The organism is Blautia sp. AF34-10, assembly GCF_003477865.1.
Classification (GTDB): domain Bacteria; phylum Bacillota; class Clostridia; order Lachnospirales; family Lachnospiraceae; genus Fusicatenibacter; species Fusicatenibacter saccharivorans.
The window spans coordinates 24111-45667 of record NZ_QUED01000026.1 but is presented as its reverse complement, the minus strand read 5'-3'; the positions used below and the strand labels follow the sequence as shown (position 1 = coordinate 45667).

At 44.2% G+C, this 21557-nt stretch carries 17 protein-coding genes; 13 read left to right on the top strand and 4 right to left on the bottom strand.

Features of this window, described 5'->3' with window-relative positions:
• Positions 1 to 23: 23 nt before the first annotated feature.
• The 8 genes from DWZ60_RS14275 to DWZ60_RS14240 all read left to right on the top strand — a co-directional run bounded on the left by DWZ60_RS14275 (position 24) and on the right by DWZ60_RS14240 (position 10969).
• Positions 24 to 2369: a hypothetical protein gene (locus DWZ60_RS14275; protein ID WP_117813386.1), complete on the top strand. Its 2346-nt coding sequence runs from the start codon at positions 24 to 26 to the stop codon at positions 2367 to 2369.
• 2 nt (positions 2370 to 2371) lie between these two features.
• Positions 2372 to 4240: a DUF2194 domain-containing protein gene (locus tag DWZ60_RS14270; protein ID WP_055220894.1), complete on the top strand. Its 1869-nt coding sequence runs from the start codon at positions 2372 to 2374 to the stop codon at positions 4238 to 4240.
• Positions 4237 to 5700: a GT4 family glycosyltransferase PelF gene (gene pelF / locus DWZ60_RS14265; RefSeq protein ID WP_022461103.1), complete on the top strand. Its 1464-nt coding sequence runs from the start codon at positions 4237 to 4239 to the stop codon at positions 5698 to 5700. The genes DWZ60_RS14270 and pelF overlap by 4 nt, the downstream gene beginning before the upstream one ends.
• Before the next feature lie 34 nt (positions 5701 to 5734).
• The gene (pelG, locus tag DWZ60_RS14260; RefSeq protein WP_022461102.1) at positions 5735 to 7201 is read left to right on the top strand and encodes an exopolysaccharide Pel transporter PelG; all 1467 of its coding nucleotides are present in this window, start codon (positions 5735 to 5737) and stop codon (positions 7199 to 7201) included.
• Entirely contained in the window at positions 7202 to 7585 is a 384-nt protein-coding gene (locus DWZ60_RS14255; RefSeq protein WP_055220892.1) for a DUF2304 domain-containing protein, read from the top strand.
• 23 nt (positions 7586 to 7608) lie between these two features.
• Positions 7609 to 8811 carry a glycosyltransferase gene (locus DWZ60_RS14250; protein ID WP_022461100.1) on the top strand — a complete coding sequence of 401 codons (1203 nt, stop codon included), beginning with the start codon at positions 7609 to 7611 and terminating at the stop codon, positions 8809 to 8811.
• Between the two features lie 13 nt (positions 8812 to 8824).
• Positions 8825 to 9328, top strand: coding sequence for a glycosyltransferase family 2 protein (locus DWZ60_RS20345; protein ID WP_330422354.1), 504 nt, complete (start codon positions 8825 to 8827; stop codon positions 9326 to 9328).
• Between the two features lie 258 nt (positions 9329 to 9586).
• Positions 9587 to 10969, top strand: coding sequence for a DUF4832 domain-containing protein (locus DWZ60_RS14240; RefSeq protein ID WP_055220888.1), 1383 nt, complete (start codon positions 9587 to 9589; stop codon positions 10967 to 10969).
• Here DWZ60_RS14240 and DWZ60_RS14235 read toward each other — a convergent pair.
• Entirely contained in the window at positions 10961 to 12376 is a 1416-nt protein-coding gene (locus DWZ60_RS14235; protein WP_158565045.1) for a DUF4832 domain-containing protein, read from the bottom strand. The genes DWZ60_RS14240 and DWZ60_RS14235 overlap by 9 nt on opposite strands.
• Before the next feature lie 196 nt (positions 12377 to 12572).
• Between DWZ60_RS14235 and DWZ60_RS14230 the strand changes: the two genes are divergently transcribed.
• The gene (locus DWZ60_RS14230; protein WP_055220885.1) at positions 12573 to 14096 is read left to right on the top strand and encodes a lipopolysaccharide biosynthesis protein; all 1524 of its coding nucleotides are present in this window, start codon (positions 12573 to 12575) and stop codon (positions 14094 to 14096) included.
• Between the two features lie 57 nt (positions 14097 to 14153).
• Here DWZ60_RS14230 and DWZ60_RS14225 read toward each other — a convergent pair whose 3' ends face one another.
• Entirely contained in the window at positions 14154 to 14591 is a 438-nt protein-coding gene (locus DWZ60_RS14225; protein ID WP_117813382.1) for a S24/S26 family peptidase, read from the bottom strand.
• A 199-nt stretch (positions 14592 to 14790) separates the two neighbouring features.
• On the opposite strand from DWZ60_RS14225, the gene DWZ60_RS14220 reads away from it, so the two are divergent.
• Genes DWZ60_RS14220 through DWZ60_RS14215 form a run of 3 tightly spaced genes read left to right on the top strand, consistent with a single transcriptional unit; the run spans position 14791 to position 17821 of the window.
• Entirely contained in the window at positions 14791 to 15912 is a 1122-nt protein-coding gene (locus DWZ60_RS14220; RefSeq protein ID WP_119221912.1) for a PqqD family protein, read from the top strand.
• The gene (locus DWZ60_RS17345; protein WP_158565044.1) at positions 15912 to 16055 is read left to right on the top strand and encodes a hypothetical protein; all 144 of its coding nucleotides are present in this window, start codon (positions 15912 to 15914) and stop codon (positions 16053 to 16055) included. Before DWZ60_RS14220 ends, DWZ60_RS17345 begins: the two co-directional genes overlap by 1 nt.
• Positions 16052 to 17821 carry a peptidase domain-containing ABC transporter gene (locus DWZ60_RS14215; protein WP_119221910.1) on the top strand — a complete coding sequence of 590 codons (1770 nt, stop codon included), beginning with the start codon at positions 16052 to 16054 and terminating at the stop codon, positions 17819 to 17821. Before DWZ60_RS17345 ends, DWZ60_RS14215 begins: the two co-directional genes overlap by 4 nt.
• Before the next feature lie 83 nt (positions 17822 to 17904).
• Here DWZ60_RS14215 and DWZ60_RS14210 read toward each other — a convergent pair whose 3' ends face one another.
• Both DWZ60_RS14210 and DWZ60_RS18735 read right to left on the bottom strand, forming a co-directional pair.
• The gene (locus tag DWZ60_RS14210) at positions 17905 to 18321 is read right to left on the bottom strand and encodes a hypothetical protein (RefSeq protein ID WP_119221908.1); all 417 of its coding nucleotides are present in this window, start codon (positions 18319 to 18321) and stop codon (positions 17905 to 17907) included.
• Positions 18322 to 18509: 188 nt separating this feature from the next.
• Entirely contained in the window at positions 18510 to 19526 is a 1017-nt protein-coding gene (locus DWZ60_RS18735) for a Stealth CR1 domain-containing protein (RefSeq protein WP_118700176.1), read from the bottom strand.
• Between the two features lie 882 nt (positions 19527 to 20408).
• On the opposite strand from DWZ60_RS18735, the gene DWZ60_RS14195 reads away from it, so the two are divergent.
• On the top strand, positions 20409 to 21452 hold the full coding sequence (locus DWZ60_RS14195) for a glycosyltransferase family 2 protein (RefSeq protein WP_055220873.1): 1044 nt from the start codon (positions 20409 to 20411) through the stop codon (positions 21450 to 21452).
• Positions 21453 to 21557 lie beyond the last annotated feature (105 nt).

Below are 21557 nucleotides of genomic sequence, written 5' to 3'. Positions count from 1 at the left end.
AGCAGAAAGGAGGAACAGAGATTATGACAATGAAATGGCTTACAATTTTACAGTTTCTGGAAATTGTCGCGGCATATGGCATTGTAACTTTGTTCCTCCCATGGCTGGTACTCCGGAAGCGGTTCCGCCGTTTTTCTGCTGCGGAACAGCTGACCGGATATTTTTTTGCGGGAAATTTTTATATCATCTATCTGGTATATCTGCTGCAGTTTCTTCATATCAGCAATCGTGTGACACTGACGGCAGGCACCGTGGGGCCGTTTCTTCTGGTGTGGATCTGGAAAAGAAGAAGTAAGATTCCAGGTGTGATCGAGTGGGTTCTGGAGAATGTAGAGCGTCTGCTGAGTGGAGAACGTGGAAAGAAAACTTCGCTTGTGCAGCTGCGAGGGACCATTTACAGGCGGTTTTTCCGTGGAAAAAGAAAGCAATGGCTGAATGTGCTGCTGGAGCTTGCTGTGATGGGGGCCGCGATTGCGGCAATTACGTATGTCTATGGGCCGAATATGATCGAAGCTTACGGTTATAAAGCCAGTGATATCCCGGTACACAACTACTGGATCAATGAGCTGGATCGGAACAACATCTGGGTTGCAGGTGTGTACCCGTATGGATTTCACATCGTGATTTATTATCTGCATATGGTGTTTGGGATCAAAACGTATGTCTTGCTGCGGATCTTTGGCGTAGTGCAGACATATTTTGTATATCTGGCAATGGTTGTGGCGCTGAAAATGGTGTGCAAGGGAAGATTTACTCCATATCTTGGCGTGCTGTTCTATGTGATGGATATTTTTAACCGGAATACGTATGCAAGATTTGAAGGTGCGCTGCCGCAGGAATTCAGTATGATCTTTATTCTGACGTCTGTCTGCATGGCGATCCGTTTTTTTCAGGAATTTGCAAAAGAGCAGAAGGCAGAAGAGAATGAAAAAAAAGAACTGGATCAAAACTGCCGTTGGTATCTGATCCAGTTTGCCATTGGATTTTCGCTTACGCTGACGATCCACTTTTACAGCACGATGATCGCCGGGCTGTTTTGCATTGGCGTTGCAGTCGGCTTTTGTTTCCGGTTTGCCCGGTGGAAGTATTTCCGCAGAATTATGGCAACGGGAATCCTGAGTGTGCTGCTTTCTGTACTGCCCATGGCGGCGGGTGTTGCGATGGGAAAAGGACTGCAGGGATCCCTGTACTGGGGATTAAGTGTTATCAATGGAGGAAAGGATGATGAAACGGAAGCGACAGATTCTCTGGTGGAAAATACAGAGCTGAGCACCATTTCGGAAAGTGAGGGGACAGAAAACAGGGATGGCGGCTCAACAGTCAGTGCATCACAGGTCGAGGCGCTGAAAAAAGCGGCTGAAGAGAAACTGGCAGAACAAGCGAAGGAGCAGCAGAAGCCATTAAAGGAACGTTTAAAAGAAAAATTTGCAGCAGTTCGAAGCAGCATTCGCGTAAATGTGATGAATGTAAAACCATATATTGTGGAAATTACCCTGGGAAGTATTGTGCTTTTGGCTGCGCTTGGAAGTTTGATGGTGCTTTTACGGGAGATTGATTTTGCGGGAGTGATTTTTTCCACTGCCTTTTATCTGCTCTGTATGTGCTGTCTGCAATGTGCATCCCTGCTGCATTTGCCGGCATTGATGGATCCAAACCGCTGCAGCATTTTCCTTTGCTATTCGGTTTGTTTTTCATGGACGCTGGGAGCAGATGCCATCGTACATCTCCTGATACGATGGTGGAAGAAAAGATGGGTCAGCAATGTTGCATCTATCCTTACTTTAGTCATAGCGGTTTCTGCTGTGATATCAAATGGTCTTCTGAGAAAGCCGATTGTTGTAGACGCTCTGGAAGATAATGGAGCGATTGCCTGCGTTACCAATATTTTAAAAGAAAACAGGAATTTCACCTGGACCATCTGCTCTGCCGATGATGAACTTCGAATGACGGAGTTTTACGGCTACCATTATGAGACCATTACTTTTCTGCGTGAACTGCAGGATCTGGAAAAAAATCCGGAGATCATTATGCCGACACAGAATGTATATTTTTTTGTGGAAAAAATTCCAATTGATTATGCGGGAAGTACCAACCACAAAGAAGTAACCGTGGAGGGAGCAGAAGCATCCCTTCCGTCAGCAGGCGGAATTGAACCGTATTTTGCAGAAAACCGGTGGTATACGATGTGCCATATTTATTACTGGACACAGAAATTTAAAGAACTTTATCCAGACGAGATGGAAGTCTATTATGAAACAGACAGTTTTATTTGTTATCGTGTACAGCAGAACGTAAACAGTCCGTACAATTTTGCAATTGATTACGGATATAACAATCCAACGCCAAAGGCAGGAAGCGAGGAAGAATAGAGATGGTTTCGCGTAGAAATTTTGTAGCAATTACAATCATTATGGCGATCGTTCTTTTCTTATTCCAGGGATTGAATGTGGCAAGAGAAAAGCTGAACTATTACGATACAAATGCATATGCGAAGGATAAAGAAACGTTAGCGGATGGAAGCGGAGCATTTGGAGCAGTGGATGCTTCCGATCAGATTAACATAGAGGGCAGCAGGGGAACCATTGTTTATATCGGAGCAGAAAAGAGCGACTCTATCGGTACCGTTGTTCAGGAATGGTGCCGGTATATGAAATATGAGTCAGCAGTCTATTCATCGATAACAAAATATGAGAAAGCAATGGAGAAAAAAGATACCAGGCTGCCGGAAATGGTGATTGTGAATTCGGAAAATATAGACTGGACAACCGTAAAGGATACCGTGGAACTGCAAAAATGTACAGAACAGGGGATTCATCTTGTATTTGCAAATCTGCCTGATGTTTCTGTGATAAAAAAGAATCAGAAATTCATGGAATTGCTTGGCATCAAAAAAATTACAGCAGATCAGGTAACGGTGAAGGGAATGGATTTGTATGCGAATCTGATGCTTGGCGGAGAAAACATTTATGAGGCGAAGAAACAGGAAGAGAAAAAGATGCAGGATCTTGAACTGACTTTTCCGTGGTTTAAACTGGCAGGTGGTACGAAAGCTTATATGAAAGGTATTCCGGAAGACAGTACCTTAAAAGTGCAGGAACATCCCGTTGCAATCTGGCGAAAAAGTACGGGAAATGCCTATGTTTTTGCAGTAAACGGAGATTATATGGAGGATGAAACGGGACTTGGAATCCTGACCGGAATGCTTTACGAGACAAGAGATTATCTGATTTACCCGGTCGTAAATGCACAGAATCTGATTGCTGCTAATTTTCCGGTTCTGACAGAGGAAAATACAGCACAGATGCAGGAGATTTACGGCAACACAGCAACAGCTGTTAACCGTGATATCATCTGGCCCTCTTTTGCTTCTGTTTATGAAAAGAATCATCTCGGACTGACCTGTATGCTGGCGCCGAAGCTTGATTACAGCAGTACAACAAAACCAGATGGCAGTATGCTGAACTATTATGTGAAACTGATTAATGAGCAAAAAGGGGAAACAGGGCTTTCCGGTACTTGTGAGTCAGAAACGGATGTGATACAGAAACTGCAGGAAGATCAGGAGTTCATGCAAAAAAAATTGAATACGTTTGCTTTTTCTTCTTTTTACGCTGGAGAACAGACGGATGAAGAAATGGAAAAAGCATTGCAGCAGCCTGTTCTTGAACAGATTCGTACGGTTGTAAAAGCCAAGGATACCGAGGGGGATATTGTAAGATATCAGAACGATCAGGTTACAAGCCAGAAAGTGATATCGGAAGAAGAGGAGCAATTTACATACCGTTCCTGGATGAAAGTAAAGAGTGTGGAATCTGCACTTGGATATACCAGTGTTCTGCTGGATTTGGATGCTATTCTTTATCCGAAAACAGAAGAGGATCGCTGGGAAAATATCGGCAAGGAATTTGCGGCGAATCTTTCTACGTACTGGAAGCTATTCTCCGGTTTTGACGGCACGACCGTATCGGAATGTGACACCAGAATCCGGACATTTCTGAATTCCCGTTATGAAGATGACAGAGAAGACAATGCCATCACATTAAGGACAACAGGAACCGATGAAACAGCGTATTATGTTCTTCGCACGCACAATGAAGATGTCAGAAAAGTTACAGGCGGAACAGCAGAAAAACTTGAAGATTCCGCGTGGCTGATTCGCGCAGAGCAAAGTGAGGTAAGGATTACGCTTGGAGCATCGGATCAACGGTATTACTATGAGAAAGGGGCGAAAAACGAATGAGAGTCTGCATTGTTGCGGAAGGATGCTACCCTTTCGTCGTAGGAGGTGTTTCAAGCTGGGTACACAGCCTGATCCAGCTGTTTCCGGAAACGGAATTTGTGATTCTTGCAATTGCGGCAAATCGTTCCCAGCGGGGAAAATATGCCTATGAATTGCCGAAAAATGTGTCTGCGGTCTATGAACTTTATCTTGACGATGTGGACTGGAGCGGCAGCAAGAAACTGCACAGAAAACGGCTGAAAAAAGAACAGTATCAGGCACTGCGCAGTCTGATTCTGGATCAGGACATCGAGTGGGATGTTTTGTTTGACCTTTTCCAGAAAGAAAATGTTTCCCTGAATGCGCTACTGATGGGGGAGGATTTTCTGAATGCGGTCAGAGACTGCTATAATCTGAAATACAGTCAGATTGTCTTTTCTGATTTCCTGTGGACGATGCGTTCGATTTATCTGCCGCTGTTTCTCACCATGCAGACGGAAATACCGCGTGCCGATTTGTACCACTGTGTTGCAACCGGTTATGCGGGGGTTCTTGGTGCCATGGCAAAACACTTCTACGGCAGCCGTCTCCTGATTTCTGAGCACGGAATTTACACCAGAGAGCGGGAAGAAGAACTGATCAAAGCCAAATGGGTAGAAGGAATCTATAAAAATATCTGGATCGATCAGTTTCGAAAAATGTCAAAGCTGGCGTACAACGAAGGGACGCTCATTACATCACTGTTTGAACATGCACGGGAACTGCAGATCGAACTTGGCTGCCCGATCGAAAAAACCATGGTCACGCCAAACGGAATCCGTGTGGAAAATCTGCAGAATATTCCGGGGAAAACGGAAGAAGATGAAGGAAAAATCAACATCGGTGCGGTACTGCGTGTGACCCCGATTAAAGATGTCAAAACGATGATTCAGGCATTTGGTTTTGCGAAAGAAAAAGATGACCGTCTGAAACTCTGGATTATGGGACCATGGGAAGAAGACCGGGAATATGCCGAGGAGTGTTTCCAGCTTGTCTCGGATATGGAAATCCCGGATGTTGTTTTTACCGGAAGAATCAATATCCGCGATTATCTTGGAAGAATGGATGTGACCATTCTGACCAGCATAAGTGAGGGACAGCCGCTGACCATTCTGGAAAGCTATGCGGCGCATAAGCCGGTGATTGCAACGGATGTCGGAAACTGCTATGGACTGATTTACGGGGAAAGTGATGATTTCGGTGCGGCCGGAATTGTCACGCATATCATGAATATTGAAGAAATCGCGCAGGCGATGCTGGATATGGCGGCAAATGAAAAAATGCGCCTGGAAATGGGAGAGACCGGCTATCGCCGTGTGATGGAGAAATATAGAGTAGAATATATGCAGAAAACATACTGGGAGATTTACCGGGATTTCGCAGAACAGATGGGGCTGGAGTGGAAGGAAGAATCGGTAAAACTGCCGGATAAGGAAAAGTAAAACCGGAGCAGGCACAAAAAAGGAGGAAGAGGATATGGCAGGAATCGGAGTTCGGCTGAATCGGATTTTTGAAAAAAATACACTTACGACAAATCTGGTTGGATTTTTCTACAGCACCGTAGTGACGGTTGCGCCCATGTTTGTCATCATTATCAATCTGATTTTAATGGAATATCTGCTGGATTTTGCCAGTGTGGGATATGTGACAAGAGAGCTGTTTTCCTGCACGATTCTTTATACCTTTATCTTTTCTCTTCTGACGGCGTCCCCGTTTAATGCGGTGCTGTCCCGCTATATGTCTGATGTGATCTACGAAGAGCGGTATCAGGATATTTTACCCTGCTATCATATTGGTATGCTTCTGAACATTGGTCTCAGCTGTCTGTTGGGGATTCCGTTCTGTCTCTGGGAACATTTTGTGGGAAAGGTACCAACCGCATATGTATTCTGTGGCTTTTGCGGTTATATCAGTCTGGTGCTTGTTTTTTACTCGATGATTTATCTTTCTATTTGCAAAGATTATCAACGGATTTCACAGTATTTTTTCTTCGGCATGCTGGTGGCATTTGTCCTTGCCCTGATTTTACACTTTATTCTGAAGTGGGAGACAACATGGAGTATGCTGTTTTCTCTGACGATCGGATTTTTTGTGACGGCAACGCTGGAAAATGCGCTGATCCGCCGGTATTTTGTGCGAAATAGCAATCATTACCGGCCGGTACTGCAGTATTTTAGGAAATATTGGAAATTGATTTTTACAAACTTTTTGTATATCCTTGGGTTATACATTCACAATTTTGTGTTCTGGACAACGGATATGCGGATGGAGATTGCAAAAAGTTTCGTATGTAACCAGCCATACGATATGGCATCCTGTCTCGCCATGTTTACCAACATTTCCGCAACGATCATCTTTATTGCGCGTGTGGAGATGAACTTTCACGAAAAATATAAACTGTACTCGGAGGCAGTCATCGGCGGAAAAGGCGCCGATATTGACAATGCGAAGAAACGGATGTTCCGTCAGCTTTCCAGTGAACTGATGACACTGGCGCGGTTACAGTTTATCATTTCTGTTGTGGTTTATCTGATCTGTGTTATTCTGCTACCAGGGGAGGGATTTTCCGGTATGACACTGAAAATTTATCCGTCACTTGCGGTTGGATATTTTATTCTGTTTCTGATGTATGCGGAAATTATCTTCCTGTATTATTTTGACGATCTGACAGGGGCAATCTGGACAGCGATCGTGTTTTGCCTGGTGACATGGATTGGCAGTCTGATTGCAACACATTTACCGGTGATCTGGTATGGCGCCGGGGTCATAGCAGGAGCATTTGCAGGATGGAGTGTGGCATATGCGAGACTGCGATGGGTAGAAAAAAACATGGACAGACATGTCTTTTGCCGTGGAAATCTGATTCCTCAGGGAAAGGGGAAACGGCCATCCGGTATGGTTTATGAAAGAAAAGCAGAGCAAGAGCAGAAGGAGGAAGCGTAAATGAGCACAGCAGCAATTGTAAAAGCTTGCGTTATTTTGATGGGAATTGGAATTATGATCGTTACCTTCGTGCTTCATGCGAAAAAGAAGCTGACCGTAAACCTGGCAGTTACCTGGGAACTGCTTGGAATTGCAGCAATCTTAAGCGGAGCGGTTCCGAGATTTTCCGGATGGAGCAGCCGGATCGGGCTTGGGAGCCTCGTTGTTCTTCTGATCACAGCGCTTCTGGTTCTGTGGGGCGTTTACCAGATGACAATTCAGATCTCTTCCCTGTTAATGAAAAACCAGGAACTGGCGATTCTGGTTTCTCTTTTGAACCAGGAGAATGAAAGAATTCTGAGAGAACTGGAAAAACTGACGGGCAAAAATGCAAGAGAGTTATAAGGGAATAGAAGAAGGAAGAACGAATGAAGAAAATTTTGTTTGTGATCAACACCCTTGGCCGGGCGGGAGCGGAAACAGCGCTGCTGGAACTTTTGCGCCGCCTGGATGCGGAGGAATATGAAATTTCACTTTACGTACTTTTGGGGCAGGGTGAAATGATTTCCCAGGTACCGCAGAGGGTACATGTGAAAAATAAGAAAATCTGTACCGCTTCTGTGCTGTCCGGTGCGGGGCGGAGAAAACTGATACAGACATCTTTTCTGGCGTTTTTCCGCCATGGTCGCACCATAAAGAAAATGCAATATGTGATACAAAATTTTTTCCGAATGAAAAAAACTGGAAACATTCAGCCGGACAAGCTGCTCTGGCGTGTAATTTCGGATGGAGCAGACCGATTTTCGGAAACCTTCGATCTGGCGGTTGCTTACCTGGAAGGCGGTTCTGCTTATTACGTTGCCGATCATGTGAATGCTAAGAAAAAAGCTGCCTTTGTCCATATTGCATACGGCAATTCCGGTTATACAAGGGAAATGGATCGGGACTGCTACGAAAAGATGGATCAGATCTTTACCGTTTCGCAGGAGACGCGCCGTCATTTTCTGGAATTTTATCCGGAATATGAGAAGAAAGTGCAGGTTTTTCACAATATTCTCGATACAGACCGGATTGCGCGTGAGGCGCAGCTGCCGGGCGGTTTTTCAGATTCCTATACAGGAATTCGAATCTTAACTGTCGGAAGACTGGCCTATCAGAAAGCATATGACATCGCAATTCCGGCCATGAAAAAGATCCGCGAAGATGGCTATGAGGCGCGATGGTATGTACTGGGAGAGGGATCCGAGAGAAATGCGCTCGAAAAGCAGATTGCAGAGCTTGGCCTGCAGGAAGATTTCCAGCTGCCGGGTGCAAAAGAGAATCTGTTTCCTTATTATGCACAGTGTGATCTCTACGTTCATGCAACACGGTTTGAAGGAAAAAGCATCGCCATCCAGGAAGCGCAGACACTTGGCTGTGCTGTGATTGCATCGGACTGTGCGGGAAACAGAGAGCAGATTGTGGACGGGGAAGATGGTCTTCTCTGTACGCTGACACCGGAAGGCATTGCCGAAAAAGTAGAAGAACTGCTGGATGATCCGAAGAAACGGGAACGGCTTGCAGCAGCGGCAAAACAGAAAATGAACGGTCAGACAGAGGAAATCTGGAAACTGCTGAATCTAATGAAATGAGGCGGACATACATATGAGACAAAAAGAGGTACTGCTGATTATTCCGGCATACAACGAGGAAAAAAATATAGAAAAGGTCATGAAACAGCTGGCGCAGCCGGAGATAGCAGATATTGTTGATGTGCTGGTCATGAACGATGCTTCTTCTGACAATACCAACTGGCTGGCGAAGGAATATGGCTGTGCGGTGGTTACTCATGTTTTTAATCTGGGATATGGCAGTGGGCTGCAGCTTGGATATAAATATGCAATCCGAAGGGGCTATTCTTATGTTATTCAGATGGATGCGGATGGGCAGCACGATGTGTGCAATATCCCGAAAATTTACCAGAGATTAAAGGAAAAAGATGATGATGGAAGAACGCCGGACATTGTGCTTGGATCCCGTTTCATGAAGGGGAGTACAGAGTTTGAAGTTTCCTTTGCAAAAAAATGGCATTTGTCCTGTTTCGAAAAATGCTGTATTTGGCAACTGGACGGAAAATTGCGGATCCGACAACCGGACTGCAGGGTTTAAGCCGGAAAGCTGTTTTATACTATTCCAAATATAATCATTTCGATGATAAATATCCGGATACTAATATGATTACTCAGATGCTGCTTCTTGATTTTAAAGTTGTGGAGATTCCAGCTGTTATGCATGCTCGGACTTCGGGGAAAAGCATGCATTCTGGTTTGAAGCCAATCTGGTATATGATGCGGATGTTTTACAGTGTCCTGGCTGTGATTTTCCGGTGTAAGGTATTGAAAATGGATGCAGGAGCAGGACGGATTGATGTGGAGAGAGAAGATAAAAAGTATCCTGAGCTGGCAGAAGGGAAGAGAAGCTAAAGGCAGGGCAGAAAAGAAAGAATTTCCAGAACTGCGGGGAAAACAGGATAAAAAAGAGCTTTTCCAGAAAGCGATACTTCAGGAAAGCAGGAAAGCGATACAGAATCCCGGGTGTGGCTGGTATCATTTATATACTTTCAACGCGGCGCAAACCGGGGAACCGCTCTACATCGCCTGTGAAGAGGAAGAACTTGTCCTTCTCAGAATTGATATCGGAGCATTCCGGGACAAGCCGATTTCAGAACCGTCTCTGGAATGGATTCGAAGGATTCTGGCATTTTTTCGGGAGAAAAGAAAAGGAATGATCCTGCGGTTTTCCTATGATCTTGAGGGAAAAGGACTGGAGAAAGAGCCGGGCAGTATCCGTCTGGTGGAAGAACATATGCAGCAGATCGGAGAAGTCATTCGGGAATATGCGGACGATATTTTTGCAGTACAGGGAATTCTGATCGGGAACTGGGGCGAAATGCACGGTTCCCGTTATCTGACCCCGGATGCCTTTCGAACCCTGACCGATACCATGATAAAAGCAGTGGACGGCGCCTGCCCGGTTGCAGTGCGGAAACCGGCGCAGTGGCGGGAACTGACTTTGGGATGGACGGAGCAGGAAAAGAAAAAACTGACTCTGTTTAACGATGGGATATTCGGATCGGAAACGGATCTTGGAACGTATGGCACACTGTCACCGGAAACACCGGGACAGAAAATCTGCAGCCGGGAAGAAGAACTGGAATGGCAGAAAAACGAAATGTGCGGAAAATTTTGCGGCGGAGAGGCCATATGGGGAAGTGGGGCAGAACCGGCTCCTTTCGTCTCGGCCCCAAAAGCAATGGCGGATCTCGAAAGAATGCATATTTCCTATCTGAACAGTACGTATGATTTACGACGGCTGGAACAATGGAAAGCAGAAACGGTCGAGGACGAAAGCGGCCTGGAGGCAATTGGAAAACGTCTCGGCTATCGGTTTGTTGTGGAAGGTGTGGAGTTTGTTTCGGAAAGGGAAGAACTTCAGATTACACTGGAAAACAAAGGATTTGCAGAACTGACCGAAGAGGCAGACTGTTATCTGGAGCTGGAAAGAAACGGAACGCTTCAGAAAAAAATACAGATTGCAACAGATGCGAGACTCTGGAAGAGCGGAGAAAAAACCACTCTTTGCCAGAAAATAAAACTGCCTGCGGAATTAGCAGAACCAGAAGAACAGAAACTGTATCTGGCGCTGTACCGCAGGCGGGATGGAAGAACTATTTCATTTGCCAATCAGGGAGAAAAACAGGGACGCCCCTTTTTGGGAATTTTCAAAATTGACCCGATTGTTTTAATATAATTTGCTGATTTCGAGCGTACCAATCGAAAATCCATGCGTATCATGAGAAAATGTGTTTGCGGGCAAAATTTCCCTTTGCAGAACAGGATCCGTCATCTGGAAATATACCGTATAACTGCCTTTGGTGAGTCTCGCAAGCGGGAGAGAAATAGAGAGCTCTGCAGTAGTCCCCGGTATCCAGAATCTGGAATCCGAAGAGATGGGAAATGAGAAAACCTCACCATCGGAAGAAACCAGGGTGAGCTGTAAATCCAGTTTTCGATAGCAGACAGAAAAACCAACATTTTCCAGCCGTATCTGAAAATCAGACGAATCCAAAGCAGTGTCCTGGATGACATAGCGGTATCCCAGATGACGCTCGATATAATCATAGCCGGACAATCCGTTAAAAACGGAAGCTTTGTCTTTGTAAGCAGCTGCTTTCCATTTATCCAGAACCGCGGGATCGTGTTCCGAATTCAGATAGGAGACATGCATGCGCGATAAATCCTGAATGGCATGTGCGAGATCATTCAATGGGTTATCCAGAGTGACCTCGCCGCCGTTTGGGACGAAATTGCAGAGTTCATTCTGGAAGGAAAGCTCATCCTCACGAACCCAGGCGGAACGGTAAGTGTCTGCGGAGGCAGCGGTATCACCATAAGTGCCGGTATCGTTGGCCGTTCCGAGCATACCATCGTTAAACAGTCCAAGCCGGGAGGAAAGCGAACCATCAAAAGCTGTTTCCTTTGTCGGCCGTTCGGAGGAATCCAGAATTTTCCGCCTCTGTACCGGTGTGCGGACAGACAGAAAAACCGAAGGATCCGTTACCTCTGCCAGATGGTGCATCAGGGTAGTACAGTCCTCATCGGACATGTAGTGAGAATTGTTCATTTCCCCGCAGTTTCCGACAAAAATGCCCTGCATCAGAAAAACACAGTCCGTGTAGCGATTTACAACTTCAGCTGTCTGGTCCATGTGACGCAGAATTTGCTCCAGACTTTGCGGCTCTGTTTCCATTGCTTTTCCATCCCAGTCGTAGAGAAAACGTAAGATCACCTGACTGCCATGTCTCTGCCAGGCAGAGAGAATGGTATCAAGCTGGGAAAGAGCTGAATCGGAGAGATCTTCGTTTGAAAAATTCTGCAGATTCACTTCCAGCATGACAATTCCCTGCCTGTTTTTGGCGTCGGAATCAGAGGCGGCAGGAAGATTCGAGAGCGAATCGCTTCCAAGAACATAGCCATACATGTGATAAAATCCAATGTATGGATTGGATAACTCGTCTGCGGATTCTGTGCATGGTTCCGGCATGTAATTCGCACGATAAAAAGAACGGATACCAAGAAATGCGAACAGTGCAAGGAATACCAGAAGCAGAAGAAAAAACAGAAGATAAGAAAATGATTTTTTTCTATTTGTTTTCATAAAGGAAAGCCTTTCCAAAAGGGATACTGCCATTCACAGGTATCTGGAAACGGCAGCAACGATAGCAGGTATTAGATATATGATACCATTTTAATGTTACAAAATCCATGAAAACAGTGGAAAATAAGAGTGATGTAAAATTACGGAACTGTTTACCCGCGTAGCATGTTATAAAAACGAGAAGAAGGAGGAACTTATGCGCATTAAAAATTTATTCCGAAACAGTTTTTTCAGTATGCTTTCACAGTTTGCGCTTCTGATCCTCGGCTTTTTCAGCCAGCGTGCCATGAACCTGTACATGGGCGCGGAGCTGGTTGGAATGAATGGTGTTATTTCCAATGTCATCAATATCCTTTCCGTGACGGAGCTTGGCATATCCACGGCAATCGTTTACCATTTGTATGGCGCGCTTGCAAGAAAGGATGAGGCAGAGATTGCATCGCTGATGAATCTTTACCGAAAGGCATATCACGTCTTTGCTGTTCTTGTATTTGCGGCGGGAATGGCGGTTCTGCCGTTCATCCACCTTTTTATGAAAAATAACAGTTATTCGTTATCCTATATCCGCGTTCTGTATGCGATGTGGCTGGTTCGAACCGTTCTTTCTTATCTTTTAACGTACCGGAAGTCGTTGCTGATTGCGGATCAGAAAGAATACATTGCAAGCATCACCGGACTGATTTTAAATGTGGTCAGCTATCTGGCGATTATTCTGCTGGTTACATGGGAACAGAATTATCTGCTGGCGCTTGGTATTGGAACCGTAACGGAAGTCGTGCTGAATATCTGGATCAGCTGGTATGTGGAGCAGAAATATCCGTTTTTGCGCCAGCGGAGAAAAGAAAAGAGCACATCGTCTCTGACGAAAAGAATTGTAAGAGATCTGAAAAGCCTGTTTATTTCCAGAATTTCAGAAAAAATGCTGTATTGCACGGACAACCTGATTATTTCCGGTTTTATCGGGGTCGGTACGGTAGGACGATATGCAAATTACTGTATGATTACGCAGGCGATCAGCAATATTCTCACGATCCTTGCGAATACGATCCAGCCGACGGTCGGAGATTATTTTACAGAAAAAAATCGTCAGAGAAATTATGAGATTCTGCGGCAATTGACCTTTGGCTTTTTCTGCATTGCGTCGGTTGTATCGGTTGGCCTGTTTTCTCTGATTACACCATTTGTCCGTGATATCTGGCTTGGTCCTTCCTACGAACTTGGCTGGGGAATTACTGTTTTTTGTATTGTAGTATTGCTGGTTCGAATTATGGGATTGCCGCTCAGCCTTGTGATGGGCGTGACGGGACTGTTTGAAAAAGAGAAAAATGTCGGAGCATCCTCCGCACTTCTTAATCTGATCGTGTCACTGGCACTTGTAAAACCGTATGGGATGGCAGGCGTTCTGCTTGGAACCTTACTGTCTTATCTGCTGCAGATCTTGTATCGGTATATCATTTATTTCCGGGATTTCCTCGAGATGCCGGGAGAGGCGCTGCGGTATGCGCAGGATATCGGAGAGTATCTGGCAGTCATAGCGGGCGAAGTTCTGCTGATGCAGAAAATCGTACCACTGATATACGGAGCAGGCGGTATGCTTCTGTTCTGCGTCTGCTTTCTCCTGTGTATTGCGATTCCGCTGCTGCTGGATCTGGTGATCTTTGGAAGAGGCTGGAGACTTCAGAGCATTGTAACCATGGTGAAGGGAATGCGAAAAGCCTGATGCAATAGAAATTTCTCTGTGCATTTTGAAAAAAATTCGGAGAGGACAATGAAAAAATCAGTGCTTCTGAAAAAACCTGCGGAAAAAAGCCGTTACCGACCAGAAAAACGGGCGGACAGGGCGTAAAAAGAGCCAGATGGAAGAAAGCATCCGATAAATTGGATACGAAACAGAAAACGATTTTCCATTGCGTACGACACCAGTCAGTTTTCCATGAATCTGCTCCGGGGAAAGAGGTCCTTCCACTTCGGTCTGATTGTCCCCGACCAGATAGAAGCCATCCCTGGTAATTCGGCAGATGCGGTGCAGAACAAGGATTCCCTGCACACGGCGATACAGAATTACATCGCCGCGATGAAGTTCGGAAGGAACACAGTGTTCAATGACAGCTTCGTCCCGGCCCGGAAGAAAAAGAGGATACATACTGTAGCCCTGCGGTTTCAGTTTGACGGCAGAACCGTTTTTTAAAAGTTGTTCAATATCGTAAGTGTACATAAAAAACTCCATTTGGCGGATACGCCGAACCGACGAAATGCGTGGCATTTTGACGAGTGGCTCTGAATAGTTACCTGAATTTTATTATAACAGCTTACCCTGAAAATAAAAAGGATGATGAGCAGAAAAAGCATAACTTTACATACAAAACGAAAGACAGCAAATATAAGAAAACAAACACAGGAAGGGAAATCAGATTATGAGAATCAGAAGGCAGGAAGGATATTTACTGCAGAAAATCGGGAACACACATTATCTTCTGCCTTATGGGCAGAAAATAGCAGACCAGCAGCGAGGAATGGAGCTGAATGAGACCGCACGGATTCTCTGGGAAGCGCTGGAAACACCAAAAACAATGGAAGAACTTCAGCAGAAAATGATTCGCTGTTATGAAGTGCCGGAAGAAGAGCAGGAGGAACTGAAAAAAGATATTCAGGCTTTTGTGAAGGAGCTTCTTGCCTTTGGTGCGGTACGACGGGAACTTGGTTCTCCGGATGGAACTTGCGCCGGAGAATTGAAGATCGCAGGAATTTCCATTGCTGTTTATGGAAAAGAGGGCTGCATTCCAAAACAGTTTGCTTCTTTTGAGAAGAAAAGAGGAAAGGAAGAAGCAACAGAGAAAACAGAAGGAGAGGCAGCGAAAAAAACAGGAGAAAAAGAAGTGGAAGAAACGGTGATAAAAACAGAAAATAGGCAGGATGCGGCGGATCTCACGTTAGAATTGATCGAGCATGTACCGGAAAGCCACCAGAATGGAAACATTCTGATCCGGAATAAAGATCTGACAGTCTGCGCGTGGGAAGAAGGCTATGTCCTCTGGTTCCCGGCTCTTAAAAATATCTATGAAATCTGGATGGAAGCGGATGGAAGCTTCGCCTGTATTTATTACCGTCTGCCTATGACAGAAGAAGAGCAGGATTCCCTCTTTCTGGCGATCCGGCCGGTATTTCTGTTCCTGGCACAGAAAAAAGGCATGTTTGTGCTGCATTCCGCATCTCTTCTTTATCTGGAAAAAGCATGGCTGTTTTCCGGTCCGTCGGGAATGGGAAAATCGACTCATACGGCACTTTGGAAAAAACTGTTTGACACGCCGTTTCTGAACGGAGATCTGAACCTCATAGGAAAAGAGGGCGATCAGTTTGTAGTATACGGAATCCCGTGGTGCGGCACATCAGAAATTTTCACAGTCGAAAAGAAAGAGCTGGGAGGGATTGTGCTGCTGGAAAAAGCGCCGGAGGATAAAATCGTTTCCCTGACGAAAGAGCAGAAAACACTCCGTGTGATGCAGCGGATGATCTCGCCGCCCTGGACGGCAGGCTGATGAAAAAGAATCTTGCTTTTGCGGAAGAAATTGCAAATGAAAAGCCGGTTTACTTCCTGCGCTGTACGAAAAATGATACAGCGGCAGAAGTGATGCATCACAGAATCACGGAGGATGAACTTGCGCAGGAGGCTTTAAAATGAGCAACTTGTGGACAAAAATAAAAAAATGCCTCCAGGCGGAAATGCTTCAGAAGATGTGGAAAGAATTTCTGTGGATTGCACAGTATGCCAGACGATACTGGAAAGCCATGATTTTCTATACCGCACTTGGTGTTTTCGGAACCGGTGTTTCTCTTGCGTCCAGTGTGATATCGAAAGATCTGGTTGATATTATCACCGGGCACCAGACAGGAAAACTTTTGCAGACCTTCGCACTGATGATCGGCTTTTCTTTTGGAAATACCCTGATTTCGCAGGCATCTGCGTATGCATCTACGATGATTAACCTGAAGGTAGACCGCGAAATCCAGAATGATATTTTTGCCAAGATTCTGGTCACGGACTGGGAATCGCTGACAGCGTATCATACCGGAGATCTGGTAACACGGTGGAGTTCTGATGCTTCAAATATTTCCAGTGGTATCCTGAACTGGCTGCCGAATCTTGTGATCTATACTGTGAAATTTATCAGTGCATTGGCGATTGTGGTACATTATGATCCCACCTTTGCCATTTTTGCATTGCTTGGCATCCCGTTCAGTGCGCTTCTGTCCCGCCCGCTGCTGCGCCGGATGACGAACAATAACCAGCGGAGCGCACAGATGAGTGCGAAACTTTACGGATTTAATCAGGAAGCATTTTCCAATATTCAGACAATCAAGGCATTCGATATGATCCGCTTTTATGTCGATCGCCTGAAAAATCTGCAGCAGGAATACATCAAAATGCGCCTGGATTTCCAGAAAATGTCGATTGCAACCTCGCTTCTGATGACGTTAATCAGCTATCTTGTATCTTACAGCTGCTACGGATGGGGAATTTACCGTGTCTGGAGCGGGGCAATTTCTTACGGAACCATGACCATGTTTCTGTCTCTGTCCGGTACACTGACGGGTTCCGTCAATTCGCTGGTCAGCCTTGTGCCATCGGCGATTTCTCTTGGCATCTCAGCCGGCCGTCTGATGGATATTGTGGAGATGCCGCAGGAGGACTACAGTGCGGATCGGGAAGTGGAGCAGTTTGCAGAAAAATACCGGGCAAGCGGCATCGGGCTTGCTATGGAGGACTTGAGCTATACCTACCATACGGGAACAGAAGTGTTTTCGAAAGCATCACTGGAAGCGTGGCCGCATGAAATTATTGCACTCGTCGGCCCGTCCGGCGAGGGAAAGACAACGATGCTGCGGCTGATCTTATCCTTGCTGCGTGCCCAGGGGGGAGAAGCATGGATTGGTGCAGGGGAAGACAGAGAACAACGGATTGCACTGTCGCCGTCCACAAGGAAATTGTTTTCTTATGTGCCACAGGGGAATACGATGTTTTCAGGAACAATTGCAGAAAATATGCGAAATGTGAAACCGGAAGCCACAGATGAAGAGATCGTGGAGGCGTTGAAACTGGCATGTGCATGGGAATTTGTGGAGAAACTGCCGGATGGTATTGAAAGTATGGTGAAAGAACGCGGCGGCGGATTCTCAGAAGGACAGGCACAGCGGCTTTCGATTGCGCGTGCACTGCTTCGAAAATCTCCGATTTTGCTGCTGGATGAAGCAACTTCGGCGCTCGATGTGGCGACGGAACGGAAAGTGCTGAAAAATATTATGACAGATACGTATCCGCGAACCTGCATTGTAACGACACACCGGCCGACGGTGCTTGGAATCTGTACGAGAGTATATGCGATTCGAGGGAAAAAGTGTGAAGTGCTGGGAGAGGAAGAGATTTTGGAGATGGAGAAGGATTTCTAAAAATAAAAAAGCAATGGGGCATATTGCAGAACCCCATTGCTTTTTTATAATCTGACGAAAATTAATGTTTCAGTTTGAACAACTTATACGGTATATCCAGTGTCAGTTATAGAAACTAAAGTAGCTTTCAAAGAAGACGCATCTCCAGTAACAGGCTGTACGACAACATTGAACATACCCTGATCTGCACCACTGTTATTCATGGAAGAATTTCTGACAAAAGTTAAAGTATCAGTTCCGTTGCCGGACTGTAAAAAGTTCTGTGCGCTTCCGTCAACAACATTAACAGGTGCGTTCAATTTTACAACAACAGTCTGGGCAGTATTGGAATGTTCTTTGGTTTCGTGGGTGTAATAAACAGCAAAACGATATTTATTACCCATACCACCCTCATAGCTTTCATCGGCGATTTTACCAACGAGACATCCACTTGCCGCATAAACACCTTCTGCCATACCAGAATCAATTGTAACGATTGGTTTTGTGTAATTTTTAGTCATATATATTCACGTCCTTTTCTTGCAAAATCATCCTTGGTTACAATTCTTATTATAGGAGGAAAATCCCGCAAATGTCAATAGATTTGGGGTAAAAATGTTACTATTTCGATTAAAAAATAAGAACGTTCCGATAACGTAATGCCAAAATAGATGCAGATAAATTTCCGCCTCTGAATATGGAACAAAATTTACTTTTCAAACTGTGATTTCTGCGGAAAAAGTTTGGAAAAGGCATCGTTCAGTTCCCGTTTTACATGTTCATATGGGATTTCAAAATTGCTGTCATTGATACAGATACATTTTGCAGTCTGCTTTGCAATTGCCTTTACCAGTTCCGGGTTCTCCGGTTTTAAATTGAAGTATTTACAGAGCTTGTGCGTGTTTCTTGGAACGAAATCACCACTCAGTTTCTGATATTCCCGCAGAACATATTGGCTCACATCATCTTTATGACGAAATGGGTGGCTGCAGACACCGTCTAACAATTCTTCTTCCTTTTCCCAGAAGAAACGATAAGTCTCCTTTTTCAAAGGAGACGGGCCATGAACGGTGTAAAAACCGGTAAATCGTGGAAATGCCATTTCCAGAAGATTATACCCAAAGTACATGGGAGGATATCCGATGTGAAAATAGGCGCCCGGCTGCTTTTTCATGTTTTCCCGTTTGTCAAAGTACTTGGCAAGCAGCATAGTATTGTTCAGATAGATATATGGCATAATGGTATCTTCTACGTTTGCAACATCGGGCTGCAGGGCAAGCATATCAACGGGTTTTCCGTTTTCAAAAAAATCGGTTGGCTTTATTGGATGCAGCAAAAACATATCATCATTAAAATAAACAAAGTGTTCCGACAGATTTTTTATCCGGTGGAAATTCCACTCAATGGAATGCGAGTTAAAGGTGGGGAGATATTTTTCGGGAATAAAATCTTTGTGTGAAACAATCTGCAATTTTGGACATTCTGTATTGAGCCACGCCGGCAGATGACCGCATGTTACAAAATATACGTTATTTACCCATGGAGCAAAGTTTTCTATCGAACGAAATAGATACTTTAGAATTTCCCAGTCGCGATAGCGTTCAATACGGTCGTCGATATCAACAGAAACTCCTTGCTTTTTTTTGGCGTTCTGTTTTTGGCGAAACCATAAGGGGTCTGATCCGTCCACCCATGTGATGACAAAATCAATGATCTGTTTTTTCATTTGTAACGATCCTTTCGTATATTGTACCAAAAAAAACAGTATACTTTCGATAACGAAACAGTACAAAAAATCAGTTTACATTGTCAAAGTTGTTCAATTTTCTTTGTAGAAGTTGATATATTTTTTTCTTTACTTTAATAGTGAGAACGATTTATTTAGTGTTTAAGGAATTTTTTGATATAATGTATAAATGTTGTTGGTATACAATTCAGTATAATCTTTTTCCAGATATGTTTGTACAATTTGGTTTTGAATCTGCACATTGCGCCCTGTTACTATGTACATAGGCTCTCTGTGCTCGAATAAATTTTGAATATGCTGAAAAATTTCATTTGAAAGCATCGAAAAATGGTCTGCTGTAATACAGTATTTGTCATAAGGTTCAAGTCCAGACAGCAGCCATTGGGAACTTGTCTCATAATTATATACACTGGACCGCTCATTTTCTGGTATTTTATTTAAGATAGCATCTGGTAATAATGGATATATCCATTTCCAAGATTCATGATTAACAACATGACAAAAGCATCCAGACAGATAAAACGTATTTTTTTATGATCTGTTCGCCAAAGCCATATATTGATGCAACTGCTAAGTAGGAATACTGCCAGTAATGTCCAACGTGCAGAATATATCCGAAAAATGTTTTCAGGAAAAATAGGAATGGGTGTGCAAATGTTTGACCCTTTTATAACTTTAGCACAACATATACTGTGGTGTAAAGAGTGGATGAGAAATAGCTTGTTTTATAGAATAATGGAGGAATCAATACGCTGAGACATTTGTAAATGAAAACAAAAAGAAAGCAAAGTTCAGTTGACGTTTCTTTAAAAATCCGCTATATTTTGGGTACAAAGAATAGGAGAAGAGGAAAGAAAAAAGATGTTTTATCCACTGGTAAGTGTGATTATTCCGGTCTATCAGGCGGAAAAATTTCTGACGGAGTGTGTTGAGAGCGTACGAAAACAGGACTATTCAGAGTTGGAGATTGTTTTGGTGAATGACGGTTCAACAGATCGTTCCAATCAAATGTGTGAGGAACTTGCTGCAGCAGATCCAAGAATCCGTGTGATTCATCAGAATAATAAAGGCAGTGGAGCAGCCAGAAATGCAGGGATAAAAGAAGCAACAGGAAAATATCTTCTCTTCCTGGATGCAGACGACAAGCTGGACGATTCATCTGCCATACGTTCCCTTGCCGCACGGGCAGAAAGAGAGCAGGCAGATATTGTGATCGGAACATATCGCAGATGGAGGGCGAATGGCGAAAAAGTGAAATGCTGCAGTAATCTGGAAAAAGAAAACCCGGACAGCGCAGAGTTCCGGTTTCATGGATTTTTTCAAAAAGGAACGCTTTCTTACGACTGGGGAAAACTCTACCGCAAATCTTTTCTGGAGTCTCACGATTTGTGGATTCCCCCATACAGTTACGCCGAAGACAAGGCACATAATTTTAGATGCTGTGCATGCCATCCGAAATATGCTTTTGTCCCACAGAGCATCGTTCTTTACCGTGAAAATCTCCAGTCCCTGACATATCAACCGAAAAAGAATCTGATGAGAAACTGGATTTTGATTGCATCTGATTTTGAACAGTTTCTGAAAGAAAAGCATCTTTCCAGAGAATATGGAGATCTGATTTTCTTTCATCTGCTCATTGGTGCAATGTATCTTGCCAAAGAAGAAATGACATATCAAGGGAAAAAAATTCGTGTCGCGGCGAAGATATTAAAGCAATACAGCAGAAACCCGTTTGTAGAACAAAAACTGACACTAAAAGAGTGCATTCGTTATACAAGGCAGATTAAATCGCTGTTTTGGAAATTATTAGCATTTACCTTGGTACTTTTTATACAGATGCATATGTATTTTGTTGTGGCAGCTGTTTTTGTATGGATGTCAAGCCTTGGAATTGATAGTTTATAAATAAAAAATCAGTCTTTATATTTCCTTTCTTTATTTCCTTCTTGAAAGAGCTGTTTTCCAGTTTTTCATTTTTATAGCCATTCCTTTCACTTCACACAGGTGCAA

Coding starts and splice junctions, on each gene's coding strand:
- DWZ60_RS14230 (WP_055220885.1), top strand. CDS start 12,573: ATGCGCATTAAAAATTTATTCCGAAACAGTTTTTTCAGTATGCTTTCA.
- pelG (WP_022461102.1), top strand. CDS start 5,735: ATGGCAGGAATCGGAGTTCGGCTGAATCGGATTTTTGAAAAAAATACA.
- DWZ60_RS14240 (WP_055220888.1), top strand. CDS start 9,587: ATGTGGAGAGAGAAGATAAAAAGTATCCTGAGCTGGCAGAAGGGAAGA.
- DWZ60_RS14275 (WP_117813386.1), top strand. CDS start 24: ATGACAATGAAATGGCTTACAATTTTACAGTTTCTGGAAATTGTCGCG.
- DWZ60_RS20345 (WP_330422354.1), top strand. CDS start 8,825: ATGAGACAAAAAGAGGTACTGCTGATTATTCCGGCATACAACGAGGAA.
- DWZ60_RS14215 (WP_119221910.1), top strand. CDS start 16,052: ATGAGCAACTTGTGGACAAAAATAAAAAAATGCCTCCAGGCGGAAATG.
- DWZ60_RS14250 (WP_022461100.1), top strand. CDS start 7,609: ATGAAGAAAATTTTGTTTGTGATCAACACCCTTGGCCGGGCGGGAGCG.
- DWZ60_RS14210 (WP_119221908.1), bottom strand. CDS start 18,321: ATGACTAAAAATTACACAAAACCAATCGTTACAATTGATTCTGGTATG.
- DWZ60_RS14220 (WP_119221912.1), top strand. CDS start 14,791: ATGAGAATCAGAAGGCAGGAAGGATATTTACTGCAGAAAATCGGGAAC.
- DWZ60_RS14225 (WP_117813382.1), bottom strand. CDS start 14,591: ATGTACACTTACGATATTGAACAACTTTTAAAAAACGGTTCTGCCGTC.
- DWZ60_RS14255 (WP_055220892.1), top strand. CDS start 7,202: ATGAGCACAGCAGCAATTGTAAAAGCTTGCGTTATTTTGATGGGAATT.
- DWZ60_RS14235 (WP_158565045.1), bottom strand. CDS start 12,376: ATGAAAACAAATAGAAAAAAATCATTTTCTTATCTTCTGTTTTTTCTT.
- pelF (WP_022461103.1), top strand. CDS start 4,237: ATGAGAGTCTGCATTGTTGCGGAAGGATGCTACCCTTTCGTCGTAGGA.
- DWZ60_RS17345 (WP_158565044.1), top strand. CDS start 15,912: ATGAAAAAGAATCTTGCTTTTGCGGAAGAAATTGCAAATGAAAAGCCG.
- DWZ60_RS18735 (WP_118700176.1), bottom strand. CDS start 19,526: ATGAAAAAACAGATCATTGATTTTGTCATCACATGGGTGGACGGATCA.
- DWZ60_RS14195 (WP_055220873.1), top strand. CDS start 20,409: ATGTTTTATCCACTGGTAAGTGTGATTATTCCGGTCTATCAGGCGGAA.
- DWZ60_RS14270 (WP_055220894.1), top strand. CDS start 2,372: ATGGTTTCGCGTAGAAATTTTGTAGCAATTACAATCATTATGGCGATC.